At 67.8% G+C, this 1,068-nt stretch carries 1 protein-coding gene; it reads right to left on the minus strand.

The window, feature by feature from the left end:
- Positions 1 to 181: 181 nt before the first annotated feature.
- Positions 182 to 1,002 (minus strand): IS5 family transposase gene (locus UO65_RS34385; RefSeq protein ID WP_152551991.1). Its coding sequence is split into 2 segments (ribosomal slippage): positions 182 to 654 and positions 654 to 1,002, totalling 822 coding nucleotides; the frame shifts between segments, so codons are not numbered across the junction.
- Positions 1,003 to 1,068: the final 66 nt, after the last annotated feature.

Consider the following 1,068-nt stretch of genomic DNA (forward strand, 5'->3'; position numbering starts at 1 on the left):
CCCCGGCCAAACACATCCACCCACCCGGGCGTTTGCTTAGCCGGGCCGCCGGTTTCAGGGGTGGTCGGCTGGGCAAGCGCATCCACCCACCCGGGCCTTTGCTTGGCCGGGCCGGCGGTTCGTGGGGTGGTCGGCTGAGTAAGCGCATCCACCCACCTACCCACGCATCTGCTTAGAGGTCCTAACAGAGTCGTTGGATGTGTCGCCAGGTGATGATGCAGGTGGCGAGGCCGAGGAAGGCTTCGTGGATGTCGTCGCGGCGTTCCCAGCGGATGCGCAGCCGTTTCATGCCGTGATACCAGGCGATGGTGCGTTCAACGACCCACCGGACGGTGCCCAGCCCGGATCCGTGGGGACGTCCGCGGCGGGCGAAGCGGGTGCGGACGTCCCGGGCACGCATGCGGCGGCGGTACTTGTCGTGGTCGTAGGCCCGGTCGCCGTAGACCGTCTCCGGCCGGTGACGAGGGCGCCCACGCCGCCCGCGCACGCGGGGCACCGCGTCGAGCAGCGGCTCCAACTGGGTGACGTCGTTGCGGTTGCCGCCGGTCAGGACCACAGCCAGCGGGATCCCGTTGCCGTCGGTCAGGACATGGTGCTTGGAGCCCGGTCGGGCGCGGTCGACCGGACTCGGCCCACTTTTGGGCCCCGCCGCGCGGCCCGCACATGCGAGGAATCGATCACCGCCCGATCCCAGTCCAGCCTCCCCGCCGAGTGCAACTCCGCCAGCAACACCGCATGCAACCGGGACCACACCCCGGCCTTGTTCCAGTCACGCAACCGACGCCAACACGTCATCCCCGACCCGAACCCCAACTCCTGGGGCAGGAACTCCCACTGGATGCCCGTGTGCAGCACGAACAGGATCCCGCACAACACCCGCCGATCCGGCAACCGCTTCCGCCCCGGATTGCGTGACCTGCGCTCCACCACCGGCAACAACGGCTCGACCCGCTCCCACAATCCGTCCGAGACAATCCACGGCGGCGCCTCACCTCTCCTCACCAGACCATGATCCACAACCGACGACCACGTTGCCACACAAGTTGATCATTCTGTTAGGAACTCTTA

It is taken from the genome of Actinokineospora spheciospongiae, from assembly GCF_000564855.1.
In the GTDB taxonomy this organism is placed as follows: domain Bacteria; phylum Actinomycetota; class Actinomycetes; order Mycobacteriales; family Pseudonocardiaceae; genus Actinokineospora; species Actinokineospora spheciospongiae.